The sequence below is a fragment of the Gemmatimonadaceae bacterium genome (assembly GCA_035533015.1).
GTDB lineage: Bacteria > Gemmatimonadota > Gemmatimonadetes > Gemmatimonadales > Gemmatimonadaceae > JAGWRI01.
The window spans coordinates 69,595-94,217 of the sequence record DATLUQ010000047.1 but is presented as its reverse complement, the minus strand read 5'-3'; the positions used below and the strand labels follow the sequence as shown (position 1 = coordinate 94,217).

Sequence of the window (24,623 nt, the reverse complement as noted above, 5' to 3'; positions counted from 1 at the left end):
ACCCTGTTCGGCGTCGCCACGGCCCTGATGCCCGAGACCATCAGCCGGCGCGCGGTGTCGATCCTGGCCGTTGCTGCGCTGACGCTCGTGATCCATGCCCTCAACCGGAGCGGCCGTACCAACCTCGCGAGTTGGCTCCTGGTGCTCGGCCTCACCGCGGTGCTCACTCAGCGCGCGTGGATCACCGGCGGTGTGCACTCGCCGGTGGACGTGTTCTACCTGCTGTTCGTGCTCATGGCGGGCGGTCTCCTCGGCACGCGCGGGAGCGTGGTCACCGCCGCGGTGTGCCTGCTGTGCGCCATCGCGTTGGCGGTCGGCGCGCCCACGGCATTCGCCGCTCCGATCAACGGACCGCGATTGATCGCGGTGTACCTGCTGGTGATCGTCTTGGGGTTGGCCGGCACGCTGGTGGCCCTCACGCTGCTCCTCAAGCAGGCCAGGCGATCGGCCACGGACGACCTGATCCAGATGTTCGTGCACGACATGCGCTCGCCGCTCACCGTCATCGGCGCCAGCCTCGCGCTGCTCCGCGATGACGCGCCCCCCGGTTCGGAGATGGCCGAGCACGTGGACGCCGCCAACGGAAACGCGATCAGATTGAACGAACTGGCCAACAACTTCCTGGACGTGCACCGCATGGAGGCGGGATCCATGCCCGTGCGTCGTGCAACGACGGACGTGGCGGCGCTGGCCCGGGACGTCGTCGCCGGCCTCCGCGTCCTGAGTCCCACCCGGCAAGTGGAGGTCCGCGCGCCCCGGCCGGCCGTGTGTGACTGCGACCCGCAGATCATCCGCCGAGTGATCGAGAACCTGCTCGGCAACGCGATCAAGCACACGCCTCCCGACACGGGTTTACGGATTGACGTATCCTCCAGCGATGAGCACGTGCAGGTGGCGGTGCGCGACGAGGGGCCGGGCATACCGGTGGACGTGCGCGCCCGCCTGTTCGAACGCTATTCGGCGTCCGGCATCGCCTCGGACCGCGGCGCGCACTCGGCGGGGCTGGGGCTGGCGTTCTGCGCGCTTGCCGTCAAAGCGCACGGGGGCTCCATCCGCGTGGAAGGCGGGGAGCCCCATGGCAGCGTGTTCGTCGTCGAGCTGCCCACGAGGGCGGACGCGTAGTCTCGTCGGCCCACGGAAAGGGTGAGGGGCCGCTGTCCGCCGCCGCATTGCCGGCGCGGCGGCCGGATTCGCCGTTACGCTTTCTTCCCCGCCGCTCCCTCGAACTGGCTCGTGAAGTTCCCCATGAAGTAGTTCCAGCCGCCCTCGTGCCCCCTCGCCTTGTCGTTGTCCGGAAGGCCGGAATGCACAAGCGTCATCAGGGTGTCGTCCCCCTTCTTCTGGAACGTCACGGTGACCGTGGACTCCACGCCCATGGTGTTCGGGGACATCCATGTATGCTGAATGCGCGCTCCCCGCTTCAACTCGGTGAACCGGCCGAAATGCGGCGTCTCCTTGAAACGCCAGTAGAACATCCCGTCCACCGCCGGGTTGAGAATCAGCTTGGTGGACTCGTGCCAGGGCGTGCCCGGCACCTCGGGATTGAGCCATGCGTCGTACACCTCGCTCGGCGGGGCGGGGATGGTGCGCTCGATCTTGATCTCCAGGGTCTTCTTCGCGTCGCTCATGTCCGCTTCTCCTTTTTCGCCTTCTTGCGTTTGAAGTGTTGCTCGAACTGATCGAGATGCTCGTTCCAGAACCGCTCGTACTCGTGCACCCATCCCGCGACCTCCCTGAGTGGCTCAGCGCGAAGTGAGATGATGACCTCGCGCCCTCGCTTCTCGCGCTCGATCAGCCCGGCCCGCTCCAACAACTTCAGGTGCTTGGTCACCGAGTTGAGCGCGGTGTCGAACTGATCGGCCACGTCGAGGAACCGGGCAGGGCCATGGGAGAGCTGCCCGATGATCGCCCGCCGGGAAGGGTGAGAAATGGCCGTGAGGACGTTGGTCAGTTGATCCATGGCAAACATTATACCCTATGGTGTAATGAATGGCAAGGGGCCCGAACGTGTGGTGAGCCCGGTCACGGCTGCCCGCTTGCGCCTCCCGCGACCAACGCCAAAATTGCATTCGAAATCACCGATAGCCGGGAGGTACGCATGCAACGATGGATCGTCGCACTCGCCGTTCTCACCGCCACCGCCGGTTGCAGCGGCGGCGCGACCGTGGACGGCACGGCCCTCGGCGTCACTTCGATCCAGATCTCGCCGGCCAGCGCCAGCCTCCTCGTGGGCGCCACCGAGCAGTTCACCGGGGTCGCGCTCTCGGCGTCGGGCGCTCAGCTCACCGGCGCCGCCATCACGTTCTCGTCCGGCAACCCGGCAGTCGCCACCACGACCGCAGGCGGGCTGGTCACCGCCGTCGCCCCGGGCACGGCCACCATCATGGCGCAGAGCGGATCCGAACAGGCGTCGGCCACGGTCACGGTCATTGCGCCGCCCACACCGGCCAGCCTCCAGCTCGACCGCGACAGCGTGGACCTCGCCGCGGGCGTCACGGCCGGCGTCACCGCCACGGTCCGCGACAGCGCCGGCAACGTTCTTGCCAACGCGTTGGTGGCCTACACCTCAACCGACCCCACGGTGTTCACGGTCAACGCCAGGGGAGTCATCACGGGACACGGATCGGGGGTGGCGCATCTGGTCGCCGCGGCCGGATCCGTGCGCGACACCGTCCCCGTGGTGGTGTACCACCCGTTCTCGGGAACGCTCCAGCCGCCGGTTACCATCCCCGGCCGGCCGTTCGGCGTCACGGTCTCTCCCAACAACGTCCTCTACGTCACGGAGCAGGATAGCGCCGCCCTCGCCCGCGTCACGCTCCCGGGCCTCGCCGCAAACGGATCGGTGCCCGTGGGCACCGACCCCGGCGAGGTGATCTTCAACGCCACGGGCACTACGGCCTGGTCGGCCAACGTGAACGGCAGCAGCATCTCGGTCATCGACGTCGCCGACGGAACGGTGACGAAGACCTTCGCGTTAGCCGTATCGCCCTACCGCATCCGCCTCTCGCCCGACGGGACTCGACTCTACGCGTGCACCAACGCGGGCACGGTGCTCGTCCTCGATCCGGGGTCCGGCGCCACCCTGGCCACGATCGGCGTCGGCTCGGCCGCGGCCAACGGGATGGTGCTCTCCCCCGATGGCGCGCACCTCTACGTCACCACCACGTCGGCGGGGACCATAGCCGACATTGACACGAAGACCACTACGGTGCTTCGCTCCCTCTCGGTGCCGGGCACGCTGCAGGACATCGGCATCTCCCCCGACGGCACCGAGCTCTACGTCGCCGTGGACGAGGGGGCGCTCGACGTGGTGAACGTCGCGTCGGGCGCCGTCACGTCGCAGATCGCGCTCAACTCGGCCTTCGGCCTGCAGGTGAGCCCCCACGGGTACTACATCGCGGTCAGCGAGCCGTCCGACGGGAAGGTCCTGGTGTTCGACCGCGTGCTGCGGCGGCTCGTGGCCCAGTACACCGCGTCGGGCACGCTCCGGCGCGTGGCCTTCGACAGCGCGGGAACGACACTGGCCGTGGCCAGCGAGGCGAACGCCGTTTATGTGATCCGGTAACTGCCCGGCCGTCGGCCTCGCCTAGAACGTCACCTGCACCCCGGTCGTCGACAACCGATCGGCGGTCCCGAGCGCCGCCGGCCGCTTGCTTGGGTTTGAGCGTTCACGTATTCCGCGATCTGCGCGCCGGCAACGCCGGCGGCCGCCAACGCGGCCCGGCTCACGCGCGAGGATCTGAGCGCGGGGAAGCTCCGCGTGAAGGGTTCGTCTGGTCGTCCCGCAGCATCGAAGATGTGAGGAGACACGGGGCGGGCAAACATCCTCGCCGAGTGGTCCCGCGCGTTCGCGTACGGCTCGAGCGATTGCGGCAGGAATGAGCCGGACACGAGGCGTCACACCGCCGTCACATCCTCTTCCGCATCCGGCCTCGTACTGTCGTCCCTCGGAATGTCCGATCCGGGGTCGTCGTTGCTCCCGCCGCGGAACCCATCGGCGAAATGATCGGCGGCATCGCTGCCGAACAGCGTTCCCAATTCCTCGGCCGTGCCGCTCGCACGACCCGTCAATTCCTCGGGCAGGGGCGTGCCGCCCTCGAGTTCTGGTGCGTCGGGGCGCGTAATGCCTGCGCCGCCCCTGCGGGTGCGGTCCCTATTGCGCGTCTTGGGGTGCTTGGACATGCGAATCTCCGGGTGGCCGTCTCTACAGTGCGCCTCCCTGAAAAGGTACGCCCGCTCCCATGGCGCGCATATCGCCCAAACGGGTGATGGTCCGATGCGAGATTGCCCCGCCGTGTGCCCGGCGTAATCGTCTTCTCGTGCCCGTGCGGCGCATTCCTGAGTGTCTCGATGGCTGACCTGGGGGACGAACCGGGATCTCGAGCGGCGTACTCCACCCGAGCCCCTATCCCAGCGCCTCCCTGAATACCCCCAGCATCGTCCGCCAGTGCCTCTCCGCCGCGGCCTCGTCGTACACCGGCAGATCGGGCATGCTGAACCCGTGCGCCGCGTGGTACAACTCCATCGAATGCCGTACACCCCCCGCGGTGAGCGCGGCCTCCAGCCGCTGCCGCTGATCCTCGGGAAAGCTGTTGTCATTCTCGGCATATCCCACGTACACGCGCCCGCGGGCTGCCGACGCGAGCAAATGGGGACTGTCGGGTGCGTCGGTGGCCAGGCGCCCGCCGTGGTACGACGCCGCGGCACGCACCCGATCGGGGAACTGGCCGGCGGCGCTGAGTGCCGCCCCGCCTCCCATGCAGTAGCCCACGGTGCCCACCTTCCCGGCGTCGGCGGCGGGGTCGCGCTCCAGAAACTCCAGGATCACGCGCGTGTCGGACATCGCGCGCGCGGGCGTGACCTCCTTGATGAGGCCCATCAGTCGCGCGCGTTCGGCGGGATCGCTGAACACGGTCGCGCCGTCGAACGGGGCCTGCGGTCCCGACCGGTAGAACAGATCGGGCAGAGCCACATAGTACCCGTTCGACGCAATGCGCCGGGCCATCTCGATGAGCGTGGGCCGGATCCCCACGCCGTCCATGAACAGGATCACGGCGGGGTATCGTTTGCCCCCGCCCGGGTAAAAAGTGCGCGTGGGCATCACGCCGTCGGGCGTCTTCAGGTGAACGGTGGCTTCGATCATGTGGCGTGCTTCCCTATTGATGTGCGCTGCGTGCCTACAGCTGTGGATCGCTCTGATGAAGTATGCGAACACCCCCCTGCGCCGCGCCATCGGCAGTCCGTGCGCGCCTCACATACCGCGAGCGGCCCAACACGCCGGGTCGCGTGTGGGAGCGCCTGTCGAACGGCGAGCCACTCACTCTCGTCGTCGTGTCGGGCCTGCTCGCCGCCGTCACCCCGACCGGGCGCGTGCTCGAGAGCGTGTTCGCCGGCGAGCTCACGCTGCTCTACGACGACCGGATCATGGAGGAGTACGCCGAGGTGCTGGCCCGGCCTCGATTCCGCTTCGACCCCGAGAATTTCGGGTGGTTCCTCCCCATCGTACGACTCGGCGAACCGGTGGTGGCGCCTCCGCTGCCGCTCACCCTGTCCGACCCGAGCGACCGCGAATTCATCGAGGTTGCCGTAGCGGGCGGGGCGGACGCGATCGTCACGGGGAACGCGCGGGATTTCAGCATCGCTGAGGGCAAGGTCGCGATCCCGATCGTCAGCCCGCGGCGGCCGATCGATCGGTTGCGCAACGGTTAGTTCATCCGCACAATTCCTCCACCACCGGAGACACTGCCCATGCGCCCGTTCTGCTTCCCTCGTCTGACCGTCGCCCTCGCCGCCTGCGCGCTCGCCGCGTTGGTCGCGCGGCCCGCCGCCGCGCAGTCGCACCCGTCCAAATATCTCTTCGTCTGGACCGGCGACGGCGACCGCAAGGTGAGCGACTTCCTCGCCGTGCTCGACGCCGACCCGGCGTCCAAGACCTACGGCCACGTGGTCGCGTCGGTGGCGGTGGGCATGACGGCCACGATGCCGCACCACACGGAGTACGTGTTCCCCGCCGACCGGATGCTGCTCGCCAACGGGTGGGCGGCGGGCACGACCTTCCTCTTCGACCTGCGCGATCCCCTTCACCCGAAGGTGGCCACGAAGTTCGGCTCGGTGGGTGGATACTCGTTCCCTCATACGTTCAAGCGGCTCCCCGACGGCCATCTGCTCGCCACCTTCCAGAGTCACGGAACGGCCTACAAGCCCCCCGGCGGACTGGTGGAGCTGGACGAGCGCGGCCACTACATCCGCAGCGCGAGCGCGGTGGGCCCGGGCATGGACACCACGCACGCCTGGCCGTACAGCCTGGCGGTGGACCCGGCGCAGGATCGGGTGATCAGCACCAGCACCACGATGGAGCTCCCCAAGTGGCTCACGGCGCCTCCGGGCTCCTGGTCGTGGGGCCGCGTGGACAGCGTGGTCACCGACCAGATACAACTGTGGAGCCTCTCCAGACTCCAACTGCTCCGAACGATCCAGCTCCCCAAGCCGCCCGAGGGCAACCAGAACGAGTACCCCGCCGAGCCGGTGATCCTGGGCGACGGGTCGTACTACGTGAACACTTTCAACTGCGGCCTGTACCACATCACGGACGTCACCACCTCCCACCCGCGGGCGACCTTCGTCCATGCCTTTCCCGGCGGCGCGTCCCCGATGACTGGGTGCGCCGTGCCCGTCATCGTCGGCCACTACTGGATCGAGCCGGCCGCGGTGTTGCCCGGCCTCATCGCGCTCGACATCAGCAACCCCGACAAGCCGGTGGAGGTCTCGCGCCTCACGCTCGACCGCGGCTTCGCCATGCCGCACTGGCTGGCCACCGACGCGTCGGCCAATCGCATCGTGCTCACCGGCTCCGACCAGGGGTACGTGCTCATCGTGAACGTGAACCCGCGCACGGGCGCGTTGTCGCTCGACCGCAACTTCCGCGACGAGCGCACGGGCGCTGTAGGGGTGAGTCTCAACGGGCGCCAGTGGCCGCAGGGGTTCATCAAGGACGCATTCGTGCACGGCACGCTGTTCGGACCGCGGTGACTGTGGGGTGGACGAGGCTGATCGCGCGAGTCTTCCCCTCACCCGCATATTGCTCCGCATGACCACCCGCCGAGAATTCGTCCAACGCAGCGCGGCCGCACTGCTCGCCTCGTCGCTGCGCATCCCCGTCGTCGCGCCGACGGCCGAACCCCCGGCCGGCTTTCTCGATCTCATGCGTCCGCCCGACGCGGTCACCGCCCATACCGCTTCCGGCGTGCAGCAGCTCCGCCCGGCGCCGGGCGGCAGCGGCCGGTGGGACGGCGCAGGGGTCTCCGTCACGCTGACCGCGGTGCCCGGCGCGACCCGCGCGGTACTCTCGGCACCCGCGCTCGCGGTCTCGCGCCTGGCCCTCCGATGGAACGCCGATCTCTCCGACACCCAACTCATCCTGGGCGACGCCTGGGAACGCGCCTACGGCGACCTCGAATGGCGCGGCTTCGTGCCCGACCGCGTGATGCCCTGGTACGTGATCGCGTGGAACGGCCGGCGCGCCGACGCCTACGGCGTGTGCACGGGCGCCAACGCCTTCTGCTTCTGGCAGATGGACCCCGAGGGCATCACGCTCTGGGCCGACGTGCGGAGCGGCGGCAGCCCGGTCCGGCTCGGCGACCGCGTGCTCGCTATATGTGCTATAGTATGCCGACCTGGGCGGGAAGATGAAACGCCGTTTGCCGCCCAGCACGCCTTCTGCCGCCAGATGTGCGCCGCCCCCCTCCTGCCGCTGGCGCCGGTGTACGGCCACAACGACTGGTACTACGCCTACGGCAACAACAGCGCCGCCACGATGCGTGCCGACGCCGAGCACGTCGTCGACCTCTCCCCCACACTCGGCAACCGCCCCTTCGTCGTGATCGACGACGGCTGGCAGCCCGGACGCGGCGCCAGCAACACCGGCGCCGGCACCTGGGACCGCGGCAATGAGAAATTCCCCGACATCCCGGCGCTCCTAGCCGACGTCCGCCGCATCGGCGCACGACCTGGCGTCTGGATCCGTCCGCTCCAGGCGCCCGCCAACGCCCCCGACGGTTGGCGCCTGCCGCGCGAACGCGGCGTGCTCGATCCTACAGTGGCCGGATCCCTCGAGAAGATCGCCGCCGACATCGCGCGGCTGCACGACTGGGGGTTCGACCTCATCAAGCACGACTACTCCACCTGGGACATCTTCGGACGCTGGGGCTCGCAGATGGGCTCCGCGCTTACGAACGACGGCTGGACGTTTGCCGAAGGCCCCAGGCGCACCACGGCCGAAGTCATCAACGAACTCTACGCCACCATCCGCCACTCGGCCGCCGACTCGCTGGTCATTGGCTGCAACACGGTGAGCCACCTCTCGGCGGGCGCGTTCGAGATGTGCCGCATCGGCGACGACACGAGCGGTACCGAATGGGCCCGCACGCGCAGGATGGGCGTCAACTCGCTCGCCTTTCGCGGCGCGCAGAGTGGAGCGTTCTACGTCGCGGATCCGGACTGCGCGGCGATCACCGCCAAGGAGCCGTGGAACCTGGCTGCCGAGTGGCTCGACCTCGTCTCGCGCAGCGGCACGACGTGCTTCGTGTCGCTGGCGCCCGACGCCCTGGGCGCCGAGCAGAAAACCGCGGTGCGCACGGCGCTGGCGCGGGCCGCGGTGCCCCAGCCGCTGGGCGAGCCGCTGGACTGGCAACGCACCACCTGGCCGGCGCATTGGAGGTTGATGGACCGCGAACGGACATACCACTGGGGCTACGGCGGCGACGGCGCGCCGTGATCCCGTTCCGTGCGCGCGCCCGCCGTTAGGTTTGGCGTATGGCCAGCACGTCTGCGCGCACTCCGAACTCTCCGCCCGGCGGGCTCCCCGCAGCCGATCCGTGGCCCGCCGCTGTCAAGTTCGTCTTGGGTGCCCGCGCCGCGCGCAGCGTGGGGCAGGGCGCGCTGGTGGTCGGCTTCACGCTGTACCTGCACACCCTGGGCTGGAGCGCCGCCGCCATCGGCGCGGTACTATCCGCCGCGCTCCTGTTCGGCGTAGCGCTCACGCTGCTCATCGGTCCCGCCAGCGACCGGTTGGGGCGCAAGCAGTTTCTGCTCGCGTACGAGGGCGTCACCATGGTCGCCGCCGTGCTGGCGCTGCTCAGCAGCCGCACCTGGATTCTCACGCTCGGGGCCGTGCTCGGAGGCTTCGGACGCGGCGCCAACGGCGCGGCCGGCCCATTCGGTCCGCTCGAACAAGCGTGGCTGGCGCAGGGCCTGCCGCCGTCGCAACGGCCGCGCGTGTACAACCGGAACTCCACGCTGGGATTCACCGGCATGGCGATCGGCGCCTTGCTCGCCGCGCTGCCGGCCGCGTGGGGCGGCACGCTCCCGGGGGCCATGGCGTACCGCCCGCTGTTCGCACTTCCGCTGCTCGGATCGGCGATCGGGTTCGTGCTGATCTGGAAAGCGCCCGATATGAAACCGGCCAGGCCTGCCGCCGCCGGGGATCATCAGGCGCGGGCCACCCGCTCGTCGTCGGCGCCCGACACGGCGCGCGCGCCCTCGGTCACCCGGCGCGGAGAGAACCGGCTGCTCGTGCGCCTGGCGCTCGCCAACTCGCTCAACGGAATCGGCATCGGACTCGTGGCGCCGCTCATGGCGTATTGGTTCCTGCGCCGCTTCGGCCACGGCCCGGCCACCATCGGCCCCGCGTTGGCAGCGAGCTTCGTGATGGCCGCGCTGGGCGCGCAGATCGCCGAGCGCATCGTCCCCCGGTTCGGCGTGGTGCGCACGGTAGTGGTCATGCGCGCCGTGGGTCTGGTGCTGATGCTCCTCACTCCCCTCATGCCGGTGTTCGGTGTGGCGGCGGGAATCTGGGCGGTGCGCGCGGCGTTCAACCAGGGAACATTGGGCGTGCGCCAAGCGCTGACCATGGGACTCACGCGCCAGCATCGCCAGGGCCTTGCGGCCACGGTCAACAACGTGTCCATCCAGGTGCCGCGCGCGATCGGTCCGGCCGTCGCTGGCGTGATGCTCCACTACGGCTGGCTCACAGCGCCGTTCGTGGTGGCGGCGATGTTCCAGTTCGGCTACCTCGTGGTGTACCAGCGCTTCTTCGGTGGCCTCGAACCCGCCGCTGGCTGACACGATGCGCCGCGCGGCCGTGCCTCTACGCCGGTGGTTTCACCGGATGCTGAGCGCCCACGGCTGCGGGATGAACAGCAGCATCCAGGCTGCGCCGAGCAGCGCCGTGTTCTTCATGAAGTGGGTCAGGTCCGCCTGGCGCGCCGCGCCATCGGTGGCCGCCCAGTAGTTGTGCATGAGCAACGTCGTCGGCACCAGAAAGACGGTGAGCAACAGGACGCCCCACGCGGGGTGGAACCCCAGGATCACGCTCAGGCCGCCGAGGACGATGACCAACCCGGAGACGAGCACCGCGAGGCGCGGCGCGGGTACCCCTTTGGATCCTGTATACGGCGCCATCGTGCCGGCGCGACGAAAGTGATTGACTCCCGCCATCAGGAAGAACCCACCGTACAGTACGCGACCGCCGAGAAACAGGTACTGCATACGGACCTCCCGGGAGCAGGGACCGTCGACTGTAACTCGCGAAGTATGCGTGGGTCTTCGCTCGCCACGCCACCCGCCAGGCCGGCCGCGCAGGCCGCCGCCGGCTTAAGATTTCACAAAACATGAAATTTCCGCGGCGACGCGGGGCCCGAACGCACCACGCCCCGCGCAACCTTGACGGTCGCGCGGGGCGTGGATCAGGCCGCCGAAGCGGCCGCGAAACGGCTTAGTTGCCGAGCTTGGTCACGTTCTCAGCGGCCGGGCCCTTCTGGCCCTGCACGATGTCGAACTCGACCTTCTCGCCTTCGGCCAACGACTTGAAGCCGCCGCCCTGAATGGCCGAATGGTGCACGAAGCAATCCTTCTGGCCGTCAGCGGGCGTGATGAAACCGAAACCCTTCGCATCGTTGAACCACTTCACTGTGCCGGTCGTACGCATTGTCGAACTCCTGATATGTGGTGTGTCGGAGTCCGGTGTTGCCGTACTGGCCGACGTACCTGTGTGTTCGTGAATCACGCCGTCACGACGGCCTCCCGATGGGAGCCCCCCAAAGAGAAAAGGACCCGTAAATTTGCGGGCCCTATTCAACCCCGGGGATGTCCGACGCCGGTTGGCGCCGTTCCTACCTGTCTAAGGATAATGGGAAACCCGCCCGGGCACAATTGGCACTGCCGGGCGACCGTTTCAGGGATGGCCGGGGCTCGCCAGGGGGGCACGCGGTTGTGCAGGGCGATGGCGCGGCGTCCCGCCGTTCCGATCGCTTCGTCCATCGCCCTGGCCACGCTCCCACCCGCTCCGCGGCGCCGCTCGACGACGTCCGGCGGTGCCTCGATGGCATCTTGCAGCAGTCGGATCGCGCGCTGTCCCGGTTGAAAGCCTTCGGTAAGGACCGACCGGGCTGCGTCAATCGCTGGTCACGATGAACAGGGGTGCGTGATCGAAGTTGTAGATGGGCCGCAGCCGGTCGGTGTCGTAGTATTTCGCGACGTTCACGACCTTCTTTTCCGACGTCACGTTCGCCATGGGCACGCTGTCGTAGAACCCGCGGTGGATGCTCACCAGGCGTCCGTACTGCCGCTTCATGATCAGATCGATGGCCAGGTTGCCGAACGCCATCGGCACGATCGAATCCAGCCCGTCGGGGTCGCCGGACCGCACGAGGTAGCCGAGTCGCTGGTTCACGATGTCGATGGGTTGACCCTTATTGTATTTGGGCGATGATGCCTTGAGCGCCGCCGCCACCTGCTCCCCGATCCCGCCGAGCTTGCGGTGCCCGAACATATCGGCGTCCTCGCTCTCGAACGTCATGGTGTCGTGCGTCGACAGGCGCGCGCCCTCCGACACCAGCACTACGGCGTACCGGCTCGGATTCCGATTGCGGTCGGCCGTCAGCAGCTCCGCCAGCCGCTCGATGTCCACCGGGTGCTCGGGAATCACGCAGCGATCCGCCGCGCCGGCCATCGTGGGCAGCAGCGCCGTGAAGCCGGCGTATCGCCCGAACACCTCGATGACCAGAAACCGCTCGTGCGATCCGGCCGACGTGCGCAGCCGGTGCGTCAGTTCGATGGTGCGCGTCACGCACGTGCTGAAGCCGATGCAGTAGTCGGTGCCGTACACGTCGTTGTCCATCGTCTTCGGAATGGCGACGATGTTCACACCCTCGTCGTGCAGCCGCTTGGCGTAGCTCAGGGTGTCGTCGCCGCCGATGGGGATCAGCACGTCCACGCCGAGGTGCTCGAGGTGCGAGAGCACGTCCTTGGTCACGTCGTTGATGGGCGCATCGTACCCGCTCAGGTGCTCAGGCACGCGTTCGCGGGGCAGGTGGCTCGGCCGCGCGCGCGCGGTGTGGAGAAAGGTGCCGCCCGTGCGGCCGGCGCGGTTGACGATGGCCTCCGACAGCACCTGAACGTGATCGCTGTTGTCGGCCTTGGCGTCGGGCACGTAGTCCACGAGCCCGGCCCACCCGCGTCGAATGCCGAGTACGCGGCAGCCGTCGCGCAGCGCGCGAATGGTGATCGCGCGGATGGCCGGATTTAGACCCGGCACGTCCCCTCCCCCCGTGAGAATCGCGATCGTGCGCTGCCTGCCCGCCATGTATTATGCTCCCGTCCGTCGAGCGCGCTTGGTGCCCGCGACGTCCCGTGATGAATGGCGACGCGCCATTGGCGGAACATACGTAGCCAAAACCCCCGTGGGCAACGGCGCGCGGCCCCGCGCCGCCACGGGCACCCGCGTCGTTCCGCCTCCGGTGACCACCCGGCACCATCCGCGGGTCTGGCGTGGAGCAGGCAGCGCCGACTATATGTGGGGCCCCCGTCCCGGGGCACATCATTGCGCGATCTTCACGGCCGTCGCGCCAATCCGCCACGCCAGGACTTCACTCCCATGCGATCCATGATCCACACCGTTCGCCCGTTCAGCGCCGCGGCCCTGCTCGCCGCGCTCGCGACGCCCGCCGCGCTCGTCGCGCAACAGATCATCACGCCGCGCCCGGCGGCGCCGCAGCAGGCGGATCAGAACGGACGCACGCTGCTTCCGATGAAGATCGCGCGGAGCATCTCCTTCCGGCAGATCGGGCCGGCGGTCAGCGGCGGCCGGGTGGCGGCGGTGGCGGGCGTGCCGGGCCAGAACGACACCTACTACGTGGGCACGGCCGACGGCGGGGTTTTTCGCACCACCAACGGCGGCATCACGTGGACGGCCGAGTTCCAACACCAGCCGGTGCTGTCCATCGGCGCGCTGGCGGTGGACCCGGTGAACCCCGAGGTGGTCTGGGCCGGAACCGGTGAGGCGAACGTCCGCAACAACGTCTCCTACGGCGACGGCATCTACAAATCCACGGACGGGGGCGTGCACTGGACGAACATGGGACTGAGCGCCACGCTGCAGATCGCGCGCATCGTGATCGATCCCAACGATCCGAACACGGTGCTCGTAGCGGCCATGGGCAGCCCCTGGCAGGACAACCCGGAGCGCGGCGTCTTCCGCACCACCGACGGCGGCCACACGTGGCAGAAGGTGCTGTACGTCGCCCCGGACGTGGGCGCCGCCGACCTCGCCATGGATCCGGTGAACCCCGAAGTGATATATACGTCCACATATAAGTTTCGTCGCACGCCCTGGAGCTATGCCGACGGCGGTCCCGAGGACGCGATCTACAAGTCCATCGACGGGGGCTCCAGCTGGACCCGGCTCAGCGGACACGGGCTGCCGGAGACGCCGGTGAGCAGGATCGGACTGGCGGTGGCGCCGAGCGAGCACAACCGGGTGTACGCGGTGATCGGCTCCACCGAGGGCGTGGTGTGGCGCTCGGACGACGCCGGCGCCAACTGGACGATGGTGAGCAAGGACCAGGAAGCGGACGTCCGCGCCTTCTACTTCTCGCACGTCGCGGTGGACCCCAGGAACCCCGAGCACGTGTTCACGCTGTCGATGTTCCTGATGGACTCGCACGACGGCGGCGCGACGTTCACGCCCATCGCCGAGCGGAATCACGTGGACAACCACGCCATCTGGATCGATCCCTCGGGCTCGGGACGGATCATCGAGGGCAACGACGGCGGCGTCATCCTGTCACGGGATGACGGCGCGCACTGGGCGTTCGTGCACAACCTGGCGATCGGCCAGTTCTACCACGTGGCGGCCGACGATGAGTTCCCGTACCTGGTGTGCGGCGGCCTGCAGGACAACAGCGCGTGGTGCGGGCCGGGGTGGAACCAGGACCCCACCGGCATCCTCGACCGCCACTGGTTCACGACCAACGGCGGCGACGGCATCTACGCGGTGCCGGCGCCCGACGACAACCGCCTGATCTACAACAGCACCCAGAACGGCTTCCTGATGATCTTCGACCGGAACACGCAGCAGGTCCACGACATCGAACCATACCCGGTGGATTTCTCGGGCGGGGGCGTGGACAAGCTGAAGTATCGCTGGGATTGGGAGTCGGGCTTCGCGGTGTCGCCGCAGAACCCCAGCGTGCTCTACGCCGGCGCCAACGTGGTGTTCCGCAGCGGCGACCATGGCCGCACCTGGAAGCCGATCAGTCCCGATCTGACGATGAACGACAAGAGCAAGCAGGGCTCGTCGGGCGGGGACGTGATGAAGGACAACTCGGGCGCCGAGGCGTACGACGCCATTCTCATCGTCACGCCGGCGCCGAGCGATTCCAACGTGCTCTGGGTGGGCACCGACGACGGCCTGGTGCAGGTGACACGCGACGGTGGCGCGCACTGGACGAACGTCACGAGCCACGTCCCGGCCCTGCCGGCGTGGGGGCGCGTGGAGTCGATCAAGGTATCGGCCACGAATGCCGGCCAGGCGGTGATCGCCGTGGACCGGCACTTCAGCGGCGACTTCAAGCCGTACGTCTATGCAACGAGCGATTACGGCCAGACGTGGCGCTCGATCGTGGGGAACCTGCCGGCCGATGTGTACGCGCGTTCCGCGATGCAGGACCCGAAGAACCCGCGCATGTACTACGCCGGACTCGAGAACGGCCTGTACGCGAGTTGGGACGGCGGCGCGCACTGGTATCTGATGGGGCTGGGGCTGCCGAACGTCTCGATCTACGATATGGACATCCAGCCCGAAGAGAACGACCTGATCCTCGCTACGCACGGCCGGTCGGTGTGGGTGTTCGACGATATGACGCCGCTGGAGCAGTTCACGCCCGAGATCGGCCGGGCGCCGCTGCATCTCTTCCCCATCCGGACGGCCCATCGATTCTGGCCGTGGTCCGAGGTGGAGCCGATGGGCGATGGCGCGTTCTATGGTCAGAACCCGGCGTACGGCGCGATGATCACGTACTACCTGGGCGATTCCGCGAAGGCGCCCGGTAAGCTGGTCATCGCCGACGCGGCCGGGCATGTGGTGAGGACCATGGAAGGCACGCGCGAGCTGGGGCCCGGCGCGACGGCGCCGGATGAGAGCATGCCGACCGGCGTGAGCACGCCGGAACAGCCCAGAGCCGACACCGTGGCCAAGCCGAGCGGAGCGCCCTGGGTGCCGACGGAAGCCGGGATGCACCGCATCTATTGGGATCTCCGCGCCACGGGACCGGTGCGCTGGAACGGCGCCAAGGAGTTCAACAAGGGCCCCCAGGCCGGCGCCCCGCTGCCTCCCGGCACGTACACGGCAACGCTCACGGTGGGCGGCCATACGGAATCGCAGAAGTTCGAGGTCGTGAACGATCCGCGCTCGCACGTGGCGCAGGCCGACCTCCAGGCGCAATACGCCTTCACGGGTTCGCTGATGCACGACCTCTCGCAGCTCGACGTGGTGCTGAACCGGTTGGACGGCATGCGGGCGCAGGCCGCGGCGCTGGACGGCGCCGTGAAGGGCACGCCCAACGCGGAACCGGTGGACGCCGCGGTTCGGACGCTCGACGACGCGATGAACGCGGTGGAGGCGAACATCACCAGCAATCCACAGGCGATCGAATCGACGGTTCGCGTGCCGGACCGCATCCGCGAGCACCTGTCGGCGTTGGAGGCCATCGCCGAGGGCAGCGACCAGGCGCCGACCCAGGCGCAGCGGGACCAGATGACCATGCTCGATCCCGAATATCACGCGGCGTTGCAGGGGTTCAACGACTTTCTGACCGGCGCCTTCGCGGCGTTCAACAAGGCGATGGCCGCGCGGGGGCTCGCGGGGTTGGCGGGTGGGGAGGCGGTGCAGCCGTAGCCCCACGCTCCGGTCACGACGATGGCCGGCCCGCGCGGTTCGGCGCACGGGCCGGCCCTACCCCATTCGTGCGATGGTGGGGCTGAACACGGGACGCTACTTCTTCAGCAGAAGCTCAAGATGTCGTACAGGCGTCGCGCCAAGACGCGACCACGCTGGAGAATGAGAGTGCATACTTCAACTACTGCTCGCGTATTGGTCGGGCTGACCTTGCTGGCCACCGTGAGTGCGTGCGCGTACCCAGGGATGCGCCACGGCGGGGAGCTGGTCTCCGTATCGTTCGTATCGCGCCAGCCACCGCCGGACCGCTCCGAAATGATTCCCCAGCGGCCGGACAACCAAGACGTGTGGGTGGGCGGGCATTGGGCCGCGAACGGCAACGATTACGCGTGGCATGACGGCAGTTGGCAGCGGCCCGAGCGCGGCAAGCGGGATTGGACGAAGGGACAGTGGGAGCACGGGGACCGCGGCTGGTACTACGTCGACGGCCATTGGACCTAGCGGAGCGCGACGCGCGGCCGATCCTCGGCAGCGCTCGGCGCCGGCCTGCCCCTTGATGGTCACGCGTTTGACGATCAAGGGGTCGGCAGCGTTCGGTCGAGGGCCAATCGAATGGAAGCCCGCGTGACCTAGACGTTTGTTACACGGAGCCGCCGCCAGCAGTCGCCGGATTGGAACCGTTTGCCGCCCGCCCCCCGGGACCCCGACATTCCACTCGCCACTCCCGGAGGCTCGATGAAGTCCGCCCTGCGTTTGTCCGCGCTCGTGCTTGCGCTCGCCGCCTGCTCGTCCAAGCCGCCCGACCCTCAGCTCCAGTTCGCCACGGTGGGGTTCGTGCTGCAACTGCCGGCGGGCATGCAGCAGGCGCTCGACGCGGTGGCCCCGGGGTTCAAGTCCGTGCGCACCGATTCCTTCCGTTCCGACGTGAGCCAGGCCGCGGCCCTCTCTGGCGGCGGCCTGCAGGCGATGTTCGCCACGATCGGCGACTTCGACGGCGACGGCACGCAGGACGTGGCGGTCGAAGGCGCCGTGCCCGGCGACTCGGCGCTCCACGTGATCGCCATCATGAACGGCAAGAAGCCCTGGGCGGTCGAGGTGGCTCGCTACCCGGTGTACGACGCCGATGCGGTGGGCGTGTATGTCTCCAAACCGACCGCGGGCCACCCGGGATCGTTCGAGGTGGTCAACTACCCCGACTCGTCCATGGTCTACGCGTACAAGTCGGGCGGGTTCGTGGGGACGGCCTTCCAGAGCCACTGACCGGCGTCAATTGCCCTGCACGGCGCGGATCATCATGCCCGCCGCGGCCAGCGCGCCCGCGTAGACAGCCGCCACCGACGGCCGCAGCCGCACGCGCTGGGGCGCGCGCCCGTACGTGCCGGTGCATTCGTACACGAATGCCGGCGGCGTATTCCGCGCCGTGAATCGCACGCCCACAGTGGCGTACCGGGCGGCCAGCTTCTTGTAGTGGCTCAGACTGTACTGGTACTGCACGAAGCGCCCGTCGGGGCGCAGGCACTCCCGACTCACGTCGAGAATGCGATCCACGACGTCCTGGTCCATGATCTTCAGAGGCAGGCTCGACACCACGGCGTCCACCCGGTCGATCCCTTCCTCCGCGAGCACCGCGGGCAGCGCGCTCGCGCACGAGTGCCGCACGGTGAGACGCGAGTCGCCGATCCGGCGGCCCACCTCGACGAACGCCGGGTTGATCTCCAGCGATATCAGTCGCGCGTCAGGGCGCATGCGGCGGAGGAGTTCCCGCGTCACGCACCCCGTTCCGATCCCGAATTCCACGATGTCGGTGGCGCGCGCGAAGTCGATCCCCGACACCAGCCGATTCACCAGGTACCGTGAACTGGGCATGATGGTGCCCGAGGTGCGGATGCTCTTGATGTGGTGAATCAGTACGCACTCCTTGCGGGGCGGGAAGCCCATCGGGTCGTCCACTGAGATATACCCGGGGCGAACGCAAGCGGTCCGTCGGTGGCCTGGCCAATCATACCGCGAAACTGCGGTTGCACCAGCCCCGGGACGATCGACGGGTCCTGGACGTCATCTATGGGCCCACCACTGTCAGCTTGGCGACACCAAACACACGGTTGCCCTGGGTGCGCAGCACCACCTCGTACTTACCCGGCGGGATGTTGCCGGTGGGCGAGCGCCAGCTGTCCCACACGCGGAAGCCGGACCGGCGCGCTACGATCTCGATGTCGCGCGATTGATGAAGGCTGATGCCGTCGCGCGTCCAGTCGAGCACCACCTGCGCCGGGAGGGCCGACGGCGCAAACACCTCCACGACCACCACCAGAACGGGCCCGACGACCGCCGAAGAGACCGGAGAACTCAGCGCGCTGCCGAGGGCAAGTGTCCGTTGGTCGATGCTCGAGCTGAACGTCGCGCGCTGCAGCCGCAGCGGTACCGGTGGCACGAGCCCGGGAAAGCCCACGGGCAGCGCCACGAACGCCACAGCCGCGAGCGCGAGCCGCAGGCGGCCGCCCGGCGTGGCAATGGTCCGGTGGGCGAGCGGGACGGCCGCGGCAAGCGCAAGCAGGGAGGCCGCCGGCGTCGCGAAACGCAGACGGAGGCCGAACACGAGCGGCAGGAGCAGATTGAGCGCCGCGAACGCCACCACGGCAAAGAACGTGAGGCCGAAAATCGGCCGCGTGCGCAGCCAGCGATCGAACACCAGATCGATGCACGAGAACGCCGCCAGCCCGCCCAGCAATCCCAGGAAAAGCACGTCGGGCGAGTCGAGCACCGTGGAGTACGTGTAGAACGGCAGGAGGAAGAACAACGTCTCCTGATACATGACGCGCGTGAAGTACGACGTGACCTCGTGCGCCATGGTGGGAGGCGCCCGGCGCCGGTCCACGCCGGGCAGCCATGCCGGTTCGGCGCCGGCGCCGCGCCCGAAGAACAGCGTGGACAACCACGTGAAAACAAGGAACAGCACCACCCAGAGCACCAGGTGATACCGCTCGCGCGCGATGATCACGACGGCGGTCCCCGTGAGCAGCGCCCACGCGGAATGCAGCATCCAGAACAGGCGGCGGCGCCTCACCCAGAAATCGTGCAGGGCCGCCATCCGCCGTGGCGACTTCGCTGGGTCGGAGCGCTCCAGTTCGGCGCTGGGATCGGTCGTCATCGCCTGGAGTCGGGAATGGGGTGGGTCTCCGGTTTCGCCCGGCTACCGCCCGCCGCGGTCGAGGCGGGCGAAGTCGTCATCGGACAGCTTCACGCGGGCGGCTCCGACGTTTTCTCGCAAATGCTCGGGATTGCCGGTGCCCGGAATGGGCAGCATCACCTTGGACCGCCGCAGCGTCCAGGCGAGTGCCACCTGGCCGGCGGTGGCGCCCAGCCGGTTGGCAATCTTGTCCAGCGCCGACCCCGGTTTCGCCAGCTTGCCGCCCGCCAGTGGGAACCAGGGTATGAAGCCGATCTGGTGCTTGCTGCAATACTCGAGCACCGCTTCGCTCTTGCGCGTGGCAACGTTGTACTCGTTCTGCACGGTCGCGACCGTGAAGAACTTCCGCGCCGCCTCGATCTCCTCCACGGTCACCTCGCTCAGCCCGGCGTGCCGGATGAGCCCTTCCTTCTGCATGTCGGCGATCACCCCGAACTGCTCGTCGCGCGGCACCTTGCGGTCGATGCGATGCAGCTGCCAGAGGTCGATGCGCTCCACGCCCAGCCGCCGGGCGCTCATCACGACGCACTGCCGCAGGTATTCGGGCCGGCCCGAAGGCGGCCACTTATCAGGCCCCGTACGCGTGAGCCCGCCCTTGGTGGCGATCACGAGCCCCGCGTAAGGGTGCAGCGTCTCGCGGATGAGGTCCTCGCTTACGGACGGGCCGTAGGCGTCGGCGGTGTCGATGAAGTCCACGCCGAGTTCGGGCAAGAGTCTCAGCGTCTCGCGCGCCGCGGCCGGGTCTGCCGGATTGCCCCAGATCCCCGGGCCCGTGACGCGCATGGCGCCGAACCCGAGGCGGTTGACGGTCATGTCGCCGCCGATCGCGAACTGTCCCGCCGCGGCGGCGGACGGCTGTTCAGTCTGTACGGGCATGCCTGCTCCCTCTTCGGTATGCGGCGTGTAAGGGGTGTCGTGTGTACGATTTGAAGTGTAACCGAAGCGCCCCGGACGAGGCCGGCCGTCGAACACCAGGAGCTGCTGAACTGGGCGATATAGAGCACAATGGATGGACCGCCGCACGTCTCCCGCCCTCCGGAGGTGGCACCGACGACCACCTCCCCGCACAACGACCGCGCCGCGCCGGCTCAGCAGTGGCCGTACACCCGACTCTCGGAGGAGTGGCTCGACCTGCGCGTGCCGGGCCGGGATTTCGTTACAGATTCGCCGATTGCGGCCGGGAACCGGATGCGTAGGTTCTTGCATTAGTTGCCTACATGCGCAGATAGTTGGGTATCTGACGCTCGCGAATCGTCTCCTCGGAGGACCGTGATGCACGTCCGCGCTTTCGCTCTCGCTCTCGTCGCCATGGTGGCCGTGGCGTCCACGGCTGCCGCCCAGCAGCCGGCCGGCTTCTGGACGTACCCCGCGATCAAGGACTACGGCCCGGTCCACGTGTGGCCGCAGGCCGGTGTGAGGCCCGACGCCAACACCACGTACAAGGCGGTGTTCGATCTCACGCAGCCCGCCAAGGAGGACCAGGTGAACCCGGGGCTCGAGAAGGTCGCCCGCACGGTCAATGCATTCGCCGCCGTCGGCACCTCGCTCAGTCACCTGAAGTTCGTCGTGATCGTCCATGGGCCGGCCACGCCCATCGTGCTCGGGGCCGACGAATTCCAGGCCAAGTACGGGCACGCCAATCCGAACCTCGCCATAATCGAAGCGCTGAAGAAGGCCGGCGTGGACGTCAAGGTATGCGGCAACGCGCTCGGTGAGTTCCAATTCACGCCGGCCGATCTGAACCCTGACGTCTCGGTGGCCTTGTCGGCGCTCTCGACGCTGGTGATCCTGCAGAATGAGGGGTACGCGCTGGTCAGCATGTGAACCGGGCGGCGACGGCGGTCGCCGCATCCTGTCGCCCCATCAAGGAGCTCTGATGATCCGGCGCCCCACACGTATGCTGGCGTTGCTGATGTGCGTGGCGGGCGCCGCCGGGGGCTGCGCCCGCCAGGGGGCCGGCGTGGCCAGGCCGCCAGCGGCGCCCCACGACGAGGCCATCTATCCTCCCTGGTCGCACGGCGACAATAATCCGGCCGTGGCCAAGGGACTCGAGTTCACGGTGCCCGAGGTGGACAACCTGCCGGACTTCCACGGCAGTCTGGACGACCCCCAGCTCGTGATCTTCGTGGGCGGCAACTATTTCTTCGCCATGGCGCCGCTGGTGCAGGCCTTCGAGGCGGAGCACCCCGACCTGCGCGGCCGCATCTACTATATCACGATCCCGCCCGGTCTCCTGGTCAAGATGATGGACGCCGGCAACACGATCACCGTCGGCAATATGACGTGGACGGTCGCGCCCGACGTCTACGCCGCGGGGCTCAAGAAGGTGGACGAGCAGATCCAGGCCGGCAAGCTCGTGGGACCCGCGGTGCCGTACGTGACCAATGACCTGACCATCATGGTGCCGAAGGGCAATCCGGCCGGCATCAGGACGGTGGCCGACCTGGGCAGACCCGGCGTGCGCCTGGTGATGCCGAATCCGCAGTGGGAGGGTGTGGCGCGCCAGATCGAGAGCACGCTGAACAAGGCGGGCGGCCCGGCTCTGGTGCAGATGGTCTACGACACGAAGGTGAAGGACGGGAGCACGGTGTTGACGCAGATCCATCATCGGCAGTCGCCCCTCTTCCTGATGCAGGGCCGGGCCGAGGCCGGCATCACCTGGAAGTCGGAGGCGATCTTTCAGGAGCAGGCCGGGCACCCGATCGGCCATGTGGACATTCCCGCGCAGGACAACACCACGGCGGTGTATGCCGCTGCGATGGTCAAAGGCGCGAAGCACCCGGCGGCCGCCCGCGCTTGGGTGGCCTTTTTGCGTTCGCCCACCGCGTTGGCGATCTTTGAGCGCTATGGCTTCAAACCGGCGCCGGCCGACGCGAACTAGTCATGGGACGATGACGCATGTGCGTCAGTGCGTACTCGCGCTGGCGGCGAGCGCGCTCGGCGTGCGGGGTGCCCTCGGACAGAAAGTGTCGCCGGCCGGCGCCGCGGAGATTGTGCACCAGGGCACCGCCCGCGGCGTTCCCCCATGCGTGAGCTGCCACGGACCGCAACTCATGGGCCTCGCGGCCATGGCCTCGCCGCGGCTCGCCGGTCAGGACTCGGCCTACGTCCTGGCGCAGCTCGACGCCTACGTGAGCGGTGCACGCAACGACGCCGTGATGCACCCGGTGGCGTCCCTGCTCTCGCCCGCCGAGCGCGAGGCGGTGGCCGCGTACGTGAGCAGGCTGCCGGTGGCGCGCGTGGTGCCGGCGTCCGCATCGGGGGACACGATGCCGGGCGGGGCGAACCTGCGGCTGGGGGAGATCCTGGCCACCCGCGGCCGGTGGGCGACGGGTCTGCCCGCGTGCGACCAGTGCCACGGGCCCGGCGGGGTGGGGGTCGGGGCCGCCGTGCCGCCGTTGGCGGGACAGCCGTGGATCTACCTGAGCAATCAGCTCCACGCTTACCAACAAGGGACGCGGCCGCCCGGCCCGCTCTCGCTGATGTCGGCGATCGCCGGCCGCCTCACGGACGCCGACATCGCCGCGGTGGCGGCCTACTATCCGACGCGCTCCCCCGCACCGGGACTCGCCGGCGGGAGCCGCCCATGAGAGTCTCCACCTCGGTCGCGGTGGTGGTCGCGGTGGTCGTCGTGGTGGGCGGGGTCGCCTATTGGTGGTCGGGGTCGCACCCCGCGCCACCGGGCCCGGCGACTTCCGCCACGCCGCGCATCCCGGCGGCTTCCCCCGCGCCGCCCCCCGGTGCGGCCGCCTTCACCCCGCCTCCCGACTCCGCCATGCCGGCGGACGAATTCGGCAAGGAGGTGCGGCGCGGCCAACTGATCTTCGAGCAGACCGGCCTATATGCAAAAAAGTATACCGGTAACGTGCTCACCTGCGCCAACTGCCACCTCGACGCCGGCCGGTTGCCGAATTCGGCGCCGTTGTGGGCGGCGTACGTCAGCTATCCGGCGTACCGCAGCAAGAACAAACACGTGAATACCTTCCAGGAGCGCATGCAGGGGTGCTTCCGGTTCAGCATGAACGGCAAGGCGCCCCCGCTCGGTGATTCGGTGCTGGTGGCGCTCGAGAGCTATGCGTACTGGCTGGCTACGGGGGCGCGGGTGAACGAGGCGATCGCGGGGCGGGGGTATCCGAAGGTGCCCGGGCCGGCGCTGCCTCCCGACGACGCGCGCGGGGCCACCGTGTTCGCGCAGCATTGCGCGTTGTGCCATGGCGCCGGCGGACAGGGCCAGCGCGCGGGGGGCGCGCAGGTGTTCCCGCCCCTGTGGGGCCCGGAGTCGTTCAACTGGGGCGCGGGGATGGCCGTCGTCAATAACGCCGCCGGATTCATCAAGGCCAACATGCCGCTGGGACTCGGCGGCACGCTGAGCGACCAGGACGCGTGGGACGTTGCCGCATTCATGGATGGCCACGAGCGGCCGCAGGACCCTCGCTTTGCCGGCTCGGTGGAGAAGACGCGCGCGCTGTACCACGATTCGCCGATGTCGCGGTACGGGACGACCGTGAACGGCGTGCGGCTCGGCGCACACTCGGTGGCGCCGGGGGGCAGCACACGCGGTGCCAGCGCCACACGCGCGCCGTCGCGATAACCACTCCCCCGGCGCCGCGCGGCGGGGTGCTGGATCCGCGTGACCGGCCCCCCCGCAACCCGCGCGGGCCGGGCGGCTTGCGCCGGTATCACAAATTTCCTATGTTGGCCGCACCCCCAATGGATGGACGCGTCCGATGGTGACGTTCCCACACGCCGCCCGGCGCCACGCGTTGGCCTGGGCGTGGCTGATCGCGGCCGGCTGCACGACCGTGCGCCTCGTGAGCGACTACGACGAGACGACCGACCGCGACGTGTCGGCGCTGCAGAAGCTGGTGGACGACTCGCTGACGGCGCTCGCGCGGCAGTCGGCGCCGGCCTGCCTGTTCGCCGCGCACCGGCAGTTCTACACCGCCGTGCACTCGGCGCTCAACGCGCTGGCCATGCGCAACCGCGCCCGGGGGGCGGGGAACGCGGCGACCACCGACCAGATCGCGGTGCTCGATACCGTGGAGTTCGCGGCGTTGGAGCATCTGCATCGCCTGGCGGGTGCGCGGACGCCGGCGGTGTGCATGGATTCCGTCGGCCTGGCCCTCGACCGGCAGGCCATCGACCAGAGCTTCGAAGCCATTCTGCGGCTGGAACTCGCCAAGAAACGAGGCGGCTGACCGTGGA

At 68.7% G+C, this 24,623-nt stretch carries 24 protein-coding genes; 14 read left to right on the top strand and 10 right to left on the bottom strand.

All coding sequences use genetic code 11. The annotated features are described in order from the left end of the window. On the top strand, nt 1-1,122 hold a 1,122-nt coding region (locus VNF92_09560), incomplete at its 5' end, for a HAMP domain-containing sensor histidine kinase (protein ID HVA58124.1). Between the two features lie 74 nt (nt 1,123-1,196). Here the strand turns inward: VNF92_09560 and VNF92_09555 are convergent. Both VNF92_09555 and VNF92_09550 read right to left on the bottom strand, forming a co-directional pair. Then, on the bottom strand, nt 1,197-1,628 hold the full coding sequence (locus VNF92_09555) for an SRPBCC domain-containing protein (GenBank protein ID HVA58123.1): 432 nt from the start codon (nt 1,626-1,628) through the stop codon (nt 1,197-1,199). Further along, complete coding sequence (locus tag VNF92_09550; GenBank protein HVA58122.1) at nt 1,625-1,960, bottom strand: metalloregulator ArsR/SmtB family transcription factor; 336 nt, start codon at nt 1,958-1,960, stop codon at nt 1,625-1,627. Before VNF92_09550 ends, VNF92_09555 begins: the two co-directional genes overlap by 4 nt. 138 nt (nt 1,961-2,098) lie before the next feature. Between VNF92_09550 and VNF92_09545 the strand changes: the two genes are divergently transcribed. Next, a complete protein-coding gene (locus tag VNF92_09545; protein HVA58121.1) occupies nt 2,099-3,565 on the top strand; it encodes an Ig-like domain-containing protein in 1,467 nt (488 codons plus the stop codon). A gap of 332 nt (nt 3,566-3,897) precedes the next feature. Here VNF92_09545 and VNF92_09540 read toward each other — a convergent pair whose 3' ends face one another. Continuing rightward, nucleotides 3,898-4,182, bottom strand: coding sequence for a hypothetical protein (locus VNF92_09540; protein ID HVA58120.1), 285 nt, complete (start codon nt 4,180-4,182; stop codon nt 3,898-3,900). A gap of 223 nt (nt 4,183-4,405) precedes the next feature. Next, on the bottom strand, nt 4,406-5,143 hold the full coding sequence (locus VNF92_09535) for a dienelactone hydrolase family protein (GenBank protein HVA58119.1): 738 nt from the start codon (nt 5,141-5,143) through the stop codon (nt 4,406-4,408). A gap of 62 nt (nt 5,144-5,205) precedes the next feature. Between VNF92_09535 and VNF92_09530 the strand changes: the two genes are divergently transcribed. The 4 genes from VNF92_09530 to VNF92_09515 are packed head-to-tail and all read left to right on the top strand — an operon-like array spanning nt 5,206 to nt 10,119. After that, on the top strand, nt 5,206-5,709 hold the full coding sequence (locus VNF92_09530; GenBank protein HVA58118.1) for a PIN domain-containing protein: 504 nt from the start codon (nt 5,206-5,208) through the stop codon (nt 5,707-5,709). A 39-nt stretch (nt 5,710-5,748) separates the two neighbouring features. Further along, complete coding sequence (locus tag VNF92_09525; protein ID HVA58117.1) at nt 5,749-7,029, top strand: hypothetical protein; 1,281 nt, start codon at nt 5,749-5,751, stop codon at nt 7,027-7,029. Nucleotides 7,030-7,087: 58 nt separating this feature from the next. Continuing rightward, complete coding sequence (locus tag VNF92_09520; GenBank protein HVA58116.1) at nt 7,088-8,773, top strand: hypothetical protein; 1,686 nt, start codon at nt 7,088-7,090, stop codon at nt 8,771-8,773. Nucleotides 8,774-8,811: 38 nt separating this feature from the next. Continuing rightward, nucleotides 8,812-10,119, top strand: coding sequence for an MFS transporter (locus tag VNF92_09515; GenBank protein ID HVA58115.1), 1,308 nt, complete (start codon nt 8,812-8,814; stop codon nt 10,117-10,119). Between the two features lie 39 nt (nt 10,120-10,158). Here VNF92_09515 and VNF92_09510 read toward each other — a convergent pair whose 3' ends face one another. The 3 genes from VNF92_09510 to VNF92_09500 form a co-directional block, all read right to left on the bottom strand. Next, nucleotides 10,159-10,545: a DoxX family protein gene (locus VNF92_09510; GenBank protein ID HVA58114.1), complete on the bottom strand. Its 387-nt coding sequence runs from the start codon at nt 10,543-10,545 to the stop codon at nt 10,159-10,161. A gap of 226 nt (nt 10,546-10,771) precedes the next feature. Next, nucleotides 10,772-10,984: a cold shock domain-containing protein gene (locus VNF92_09505; GenBank protein HVA58113.1), complete on the bottom strand. Its 213-nt coding sequence runs from the start codon at nt 10,982-10,984 to the stop codon at nt 10,772-10,774. Between the two features lie 465 nt (nt 10,985-11,449). After that, nucleotides 11,450-12,640: an ATP-dependent 6-phosphofructokinase gene (locus tag VNF92_09500; protein HVA58112.1), complete on the bottom strand. Its 1,191-nt coding sequence runs from the start codon at nt 12,638-12,640 to the stop codon at nt 11,450-11,452. A gap of 291 nt (nt 12,641-12,931) precedes the next feature. Here VNF92_09500 and VNF92_09495 point away from each other — a divergent pair, with 291 nt between their 5' ends. The 3 genes from VNF92_09495 to VNF92_09485 all read left to right on the top strand — a co-directional run bounded on the left by VNF92_09495 (nt 12,932) and on the right by VNF92_09485 (nt 17,491). Further along, complete coding sequence (locus VNF92_09495) at nt 12,932-16,231, top strand: hypothetical protein (protein ID HVA58111.1); 3,300 nt, start codon at nt 12,932-12,934, stop codon at nt 16,229-16,231. Between the two features lie 315 nt (nt 16,232-16,546). Further along, nucleotides 16,547-16,732, top strand: coding sequence for a hypothetical protein (locus VNF92_09490; GenBank protein HVA58110.1), 186 nt, complete (start codon nt 16,547-16,549; stop codon nt 16,730-16,732). 234 nt (nt 16,733-16,966) lie between these two features. Continuing rightward, entirely contained in the window at nt 16,967-17,491 is a 525-nt protein-coding gene (locus VNF92_09485) for a hypothetical protein (GenBank protein ID HVA58109.1), read from the top strand. 6 nt (nt 17,492-17,497) lie between these two features. Here the strand turns inward: VNF92_09485 and VNF92_09480 are convergent, their stop codons facing one another. The 3 genes from VNF92_09480 to VNF92_09470 all read right to left on the bottom strand — a co-directional run bounded on the left by VNF92_09480 (nt 17,498) and on the right by VNF92_09470 (nt 20,294). Continuing rightward, nucleotides 17,498-18,169, bottom strand: a complete 672-nt coding sequence (locus VNF92_09480) for a methyltransferase domain-containing protein (GenBank protein ID HVA58108.1) — start codon at nt 18,167-18,169, stop codon at nt 17,498-17,500. A 121-nt stretch (nt 18,170-18,290) separates the two neighbouring features. Further along, nucleotides 18,291-19,379 (bottom strand): DUF5924 family protein, encoded by a 1,089-nt coding sequence (locus tag VNF92_09475; GenBank protein ID HVA58107.1) that lies wholly within the window; start codon nt 19,377-19,379, stop codon nt 18,291-18,293. A gap of 42 nt (nt 19,380-19,421) precedes the next feature. Next, nucleotides 19,422-20,294 carry an aldo/keto reductase gene (locus tag VNF92_09470; GenBank protein HVA58106.1) on the bottom strand — a complete coding sequence of 291 codons (873 nt, stop codon included), beginning with the start codon at nt 20,292-20,294 and terminating at the stop codon, nt 19,422-19,424. Nucleotides 20,295-20,690: 396 nt separating this feature from the next. Between VNF92_09470 and VNF92_09465 the strand changes: the two genes are divergently transcribed. The 5 genes from VNF92_09465 to VNF92_09445 all read left to right on the top strand — a co-directional run bounded on the left by VNF92_09465 (nt 20,691) and on the right by VNF92_09445 (nt 24,616). After that, on the top strand, nt 20,691-21,242 hold the full coding sequence (locus tag VNF92_09465; protein HVA58105.1) for a DsrE family protein: 552 nt from the start codon (nt 20,691-20,693) through the stop codon (nt 21,240-21,242). A 52-nt stretch (nt 21,243-21,294) separates the two neighbouring features. Continuing rightward, nucleotides 21,295-22,299 carry a substrate-binding domain-containing protein gene (locus VNF92_09460; protein ID HVA58104.1) on the top strand — a complete coding sequence of 335 codons (1,005 nt, stop codon included), beginning with the start codon at nt 21,295-21,297 and terminating at the stop codon, nt 22,297-22,299. A gap of 10 nt (nt 22,300-22,309) precedes the next feature. Next, the gene (locus VNF92_09455; GenBank protein ID HVA58103.1) at nt 22,310-23,008 is read left to right on the top strand and encodes a c-type cytochrome; all 699 of its coding nucleotides are present in this window, start codon (nt 22,310-22,312) and stop codon (nt 23,006-23,008) included. After that, a complete protein-coding gene (locus VNF92_09450; GenBank protein ID HVA58102.1) occupies nt 23,005-24,009 on the top strand; it encodes a c-type cytochrome in 1,005 nt (334 codons plus the stop codon). Before VNF92_09455 ends, VNF92_09450 begins: the two co-directional genes overlap by 4 nt. Nucleotides 24,010-24,145: 136 nt before the next feature. Beyond that, nucleotides 24,146-24,616 (top strand): hypothetical protein, encoded by a 471-nt coding sequence (locus VNF92_09445; protein HVA58101.1) that lies wholly within the window; start codon nt 24,146-24,148, stop codon nt 24,614-24,616. Nucleotides 24,617-24,623: the final 7 nt, after the last annotated feature.

What these genes read in the sequence shown, in the direction of transcription:
- VNF92_09555 (HVA58123.1), bottom strand. Translation starts at nt 1,628, where the DNA reads ATGAGCGACGCGAAGAAGACCCTGGAGATCAAGATCGAGCGCACCATC.
- VNF92_09550 (HVA58122.1), bottom strand. Translation starts at nt 1,960, where the DNA reads ATGGATCAACTGACCAACGTCCTCACGGCCATTTCTCACCCTTCCCGG.
- VNF92_09545 (HVA58121.1), top strand. Translation starts at nt 2,099, where the DNA reads ATGCAACGATGGATCGTCGCACTCGCCGTTCTCACCGCCACCGCCGGT.
- VNF92_09540 (HVA58120.1), bottom strand. Translation starts at nt 4,182, where the DNA reads ATGTCCAAGCACCCCAAGACGCGCAATAGGGACCGCACCCGCAGGGGC.
- VNF92_09535 (HVA58119.1), bottom strand. Translation starts at nt 5,143, where the DNA reads ATGATCGAAGCCACCGTTCACCTGAAGACGCCCGACGGCGTGATGCCC.
- VNF92_09530 (HVA58118.1), top strand. Translation starts at nt 5,206, where the DNA reads ATGCGAACACCCCCCTGCGCCGCGCCATCGGCAGTCCGTGCGCGCCTC.
- VNF92_09525 (HVA58117.1), top strand. Translation starts at nt 5,749, where the DNA reads ATGCGCCCGTTCTGCTTCCCTCGTCTGACCGTCGCCCTCGCCGCCTGC.
- VNF92_09520 (HVA58116.1), top strand. Translation starts at nt 7,088, where the DNA reads ATGACCACCCGCCGAGAATTCGTCCAACGCAGCGCGGCCGCACTGCTC.
- VNF92_09515 (HVA58115.1), top strand. Translation starts at nt 8,812, where the DNA reads ATGGCCAGCACGTCTGCGCGCACTCCGAACTCTCCGCCCGGCGGGCTC.
- VNF92_09510 (HVA58114.1), bottom strand. Translation starts at nt 10,545, where the DNA reads ATGCAGTACCTGTTTCTCGGCGGTCGCGTACTGTACGGTGGGTTCTTC.
- VNF92_09505 (HVA58113.1), bottom strand. Translation starts at nt 10,984, where the DNA reads ATGCGTACGACCGGCACAGTGAAGTGGTTCAACGATGCGAAGGGTTTC.
- VNF92_09500 (HVA58112.1), bottom strand. Translation starts at nt 12,640, where the DNA reads ATGGCGGGCAGGCAGCGCACGATCGCGATTCTCACGGGGGGAGGGGAC.
- VNF92_09495 (HVA58111.1), top strand. Translation starts at nt 12,932, where the DNA reads ATGCGATCCATGATCCACACCGTTCGCCCGTTCAGCGCCGCGGCCCTG.
- VNF92_09490 (HVA58110.1), top strand. Translation starts at nt 16,547, where the DNA reads ATGATTCCCCAGCGGCCGGACAACCAAGACGTGTGGGTGGGCGGGCAT.
- VNF92_09485 (HVA58109.1), top strand. Translation starts at nt 16,967, where the DNA reads ATGAAGTCCGCCCTGCGTTTGTCCGCGCTCGTGCTTGCGCTCGCCGCC.
- VNF92_09480 (HVA58108.1), bottom strand. Translation starts at nt 18,169, where the DNA reads ATGGGCTTCCCGCCCCGCAAGGAGTGCGTACTGATTCACCACATCAAG.
- VNF92_09475 (HVA58107.1), bottom strand. Translation starts at nt 19,379, where the DNA reads ATGACGACCGATCCCAGCGCCGAACTGGAGCGCTCCGACCCAGCGAAG.
- VNF92_09470 (HVA58106.1), bottom strand. Translation starts at nt 20,294, where the DNA reads ATGCCCGTACAGACTGAACAGCCGTCCGCCGCCGCGGCGGGACAGTTC.
- VNF92_09465 (HVA58105.1), top strand. Translation starts at nt 20,691, where the DNA reads ATGCACGTCCGCGCTTTCGCTCTCGCTCTCGTCGCCATGGTGGCCGTG.
- VNF92_09460 (HVA58104.1), top strand. Translation starts at nt 21,295, where the DNA reads ATGATCCGGCGCCCCACACGTATGCTGGCGTTGCTGATGTGCGTGGCG.
- VNF92_09455 (HVA58103.1), top strand. Translation starts at nt 22,310, where the DNA reads ATGACGCATGTGCGTCAGTGCGTACTCGCGCTGGCGGCGAGCGCGCTC.
- VNF92_09450 (HVA58102.1), top strand. Translation starts at nt 23,005, where the DNA reads ATGAGAGTCTCCACCTCGGTCGCGGTGGTGGTCGCGGTGGTCGTCGTG.
- VNF92_09445 (HVA58101.1), top strand. Translation starts at nt 24,146, where the DNA reads ATGGTGACGTTCCCACACGCCGCCCGGCGCCACGCGTTGGCCTGGGCG.